This window comes from Bartonella sp. EBT8 (assembly GCF_055796165.1).
Genome location: NZ_JBTTDJ010000038.1, coordinates 1 through 3509 on the forward strand (window position 1 = coordinate 1; position 3509 = coordinate 3509).

At 46.9% G+C, this 3509-nt stretch carries 3 protein-coding genes; all 3 read left to right on the top strand.

The annotated features are described in order from the left end of the window. The coding region (locus tag AC0QT4_RS08655) for a phage major tropism determinant (RefSeq protein ID WP_473201276.1) at positions 1-2538 on the top strand (2538 nt) is incomplete at its 5' end. Positions 2539-2552: 14 nt separating this feature from the next. After that, positions 2553-2882: a hypothetical protein gene (locus AC0QT4_RS08660; protein ID WP_473201277.1), complete on the top strand. Its 330-nt coding sequence runs from the start codon at positions 2553-2555 to the stop codon at positions 2880-2882. Between the two features lie 75 nt (positions 2883-2957). Then, positions 2958-3509: lysozyme (locus tag AC0QT4_RS08665; protein ID WP_473201278.1), on the top strand; the 552-nt coding region annotated here is incomplete at its 3' end.

Below are 3509 nucleotides of genomic sequence, written 5' to 3' on the forward strand. Positions count from 1 at the left end.
GCACAAGAAGCCAAACAGCTATTAGAATCCGTTAAGGGCAAGGCAGAACAGGCAGAAACATTCGCTTCTCAAGCGCAAGCGAAAGCTGGGGAAGCCAAGCAAGGTGTTGATGAGGTTAAATCTACCATACAAGAGGTGAAGAGAACAGCAGAGAATGCCAAGCAAGCGGCAGAAGGAGCAGCGACAAAGGCAGAAGATGCGTCGACGAAGGCTCAAGAAGCAGGAGAGAAAGCCAATGGAGCGAAGAGTTTAGCTGAGGAGGCACAAAGGGTAGTCAATGAGAGCAAAAGCGCCTTGGAAGAAGTCAAAGGTTTAGTTGAGGCAACGCAACAAACTGTAGCGACAGTGACAAAAACAGCTGAAGAAGCACAAAAGACAGCCAAGAAGGCTAGCTTAGATCTTATCTCAGTGAAAGCGAAGGCTTCGACGGCAGAAACAGAGGCTGATGAGGCGCAACAAGTTTCAGAAACAGCTAAACGTACAGCAGAAACAGCGTTGAGTGTAGCTAATGAATCGAAAGGGATTTCAGAAACAGCCTTAACAGCAGCCAATACAGCGAAGAGCAGTGCAGAACGAGCAGAAACGGTAGCCAATGCAAGCAAAACAATAGCGTCTGAAGCGAAAGGTTTAATAGAGGAAGCCAAACAAAGCTCTGATGCAGCCAAGGGAATGGCACAATCGGTGCAGACATTAGCACAAGAGGCTCAAAGACTAGCGGGAGAGGCAAAACAAGCCTCGCAAGAAGCCAAACAAGAAGCCAAGAATGCGCAAACGACAGCTCAACAGGTAAAAGAGTTAGCGGAAGAAGCACAGGAAGAAGCAAGCCAAGCCAAGAAAGTCGCTGATGGGGCGAGCTCTAAAGCCAATTTAGCGGCGGTAGAAGCGGAAGAAGCCAAGGAAGAAGCTGGTCAAGCCAAGCAAACCGCCCAGGGAGCCGATAAGAAGGCAGATGGAGCCTCCACGAAGGCTTCAGAAGCATTGGAGATAGCTAAAGAAGCCAAGAGCGTATCTGAGGGAGCACAAAGGGCATCAAAGACAGCCGAGAGTACGGCTACAGCAAGCAAGACCTTAGCGGATGGGGCGGCAAGAGATGCGACTGCGGCAAAACAGGCAAGTGAAAGAGCCGTGGCTTTATCCACGGAGGCTAAAGGTGTTTCAGCAACAGCTCTTACAGCAGCCAATGGCGCGAAGGATAGTGTCACAGCGGCTCTGAGCTCAGTCAATGATGCCAAAAGAATTGCTGGAGAAGCAAAAACGCTTTCCCAACAATCAAAGACTATAGCGGAAGAAGGCAAGCGAGGAGTAGATCAAGTCAAGCAGGTTTCAGAGGATGCGAAGGCGTTAGCCACAACAGCGAAAGCTACCAGTGATGATGCCAAGAAAACAGCAACATCTGCTCAGAGTGTGGCTTTGCAAGCAAAAACGGAAGCGAGTGAAGCCAAACAGCTAGCGCTTTTAGCAAAGACCGGTTTAACCACAGTCACCCAAACTGTTTCTGAGGCAAAAAAGACCGCACGGGAGGCAAAACAAGCGGCTTTAGCCGCACGTCAGAGCACGAGTAGTTCTTCTGCTTTTAATAATTTTCTCAAACAGTTAAATTTGATTGCTGTTTCGTCTTCTACCCCCTTTCTTATTGCCAGTGATAAACAACAATTAACGTTAAAGAAAGGAACGCATATCCCTTTGTTTCTTGCCAATGATGTTTTGATTGCTAGTTACACATCAGATCAAACACTCACGGTTCCTTCCTCGCTTTCGCTTGGCAAGGATTATTATATTTATTTGGTTTTGGATGCAGGGCAGTCACACAAACTTGTTTTTTCAGAAAATTCGACTTTTCCCGATGGTTATACAGCGATGACTTCGAGGAAGATAGGGGGGTTCCATACGCTTTGTGCGGATGTTGGCACGATAGATGGTCACCCTTTATCGGGTTATCAGGCGGGGGATATTCTTCCCAACTCGGTTTGGTGTCTTAATCATCGTCCGCATAGTTCTCCAGAAGGGATGGTGTATGATCCCTCTCAAGACCTTTGGGTTGATATTTATTTACAGTCAGGCACGGGTGAAACGACGCGCTCTGCGTATGGTGTTCCCATAACGACCAATCGCTCCTATACGGATCACTTATCGGATTTGTTGCGTGTTAAGAAGTGTTTGTTGAATGATGAACAGTTTGCTTCGGCGATGGATGGAAGCAATGAAAAGACAGGCATTGAAGGGAAGAAAGCGCCTAGCCCCAAACATTCGGGTGGTCATGTTGATACGTCCAAGCGCCGCATGATCTCGCATATTGGTTGTGAGGATGGTTGTGGTTATGTTTGGCAGTTTTTATCAGAAACTTTTCCCATGCAGATCGCTTCTACAACCGCTGGAAGGACGGCTTTCAGGACGGTGATGAATGTATTGGTAGGAGGGGGGAATTGGTCTGGTGGTTCTGCTAATGGAGCATATGTTCGTAATGGTCAGTATTCCCGTAGTTCCAAGGATGAAACCTTAGGGGCGCGTGGTTGTAGTCGTCCGCGTCATTTTGTTTAGAGGAGAGTGCGGGGATGAGAGAGTATCCAGAGCATTTAAATAGCAAGCAAGATTATTTGAACATGCTGTCCTATGACCGTGCTGAAACGGTAAGAAGGCTAGAAGCCCTTTTAGGAACGCGTTTTCATTGGGTTCGTGTCAAAGAGCTAGGAGAAGGGGAAGAAGGTGTTGAAGATGAGACACACACGGTTTTCGTTGAAACAGGGATGCCTCTAGATTTTGAGGGAGATGTTATCGAAAAGCGCTCTCAGTATGAATTGCAAGAGAGTGAAGTTTCTCTTCTCAGTAGCCTTGGCTTTCGAGTTGAGGAGGTTGAGGAATTACTAAGAGAGAACATCCAATAGATCACGAACAGCTATCATTCAATTATTCCCTTTTATCGAGCCTCACTTTTGTGGGGCTTTTTTATGGAGCAAGCCATGAGGACAATATCGCAAGAAGGTTTATCGCTGATCAAACAATGGGAAGGTTTACGTTTGAATGCTTATAAAGATGCCATTGGAGTTTGGACGATCGGGTATGGTCACACCAGTAAAGCAGGTAGCCCGCTTGTTAAAAAAGGCATGAGCATCACGGAAAAGCAAGCCGAAGAGATCCTTTGTGAGGATTTAAAGCAATTTGAGAAGGCGGTTTCGAAAGCGGTGAGGGTTTCGTTAAGCGATGAACAATTCGCGGCGTTAGTGTCATTTTGCTATAATGTAGGGACAAGCGCCTTTTGCAACTCGACTTTGTTGAGAAAGCTTAATGAGGGTGATTATGCGTCTGTTCCTTTTGAATTGCAAAAATGGACTAAGGCAGGGGGCAAAGTTGTCAAAGGGTTAGCCAACCGGAGAGCCGCTGAAGCAGGGTTATGGGCTCGCGGATCTTATGTTTCTTCGAACTATCAAAGGGTTGAAACGAAAGAGGCAACGGGAATGCTTAAAATAGAAGCCTTGGCACCGATTATAGGGTCTTGTTCTGGTCTTGGAGGT

Coding starts and splice junctions, on each gene's coding strand:
- AC0QT4_RS08660 (WP_473201277.1), top strand. CDS start 2,553: ATGAGAGAGTATCCAGAGCATTTAAATAGCAAGCAAGATTATTTGAAC.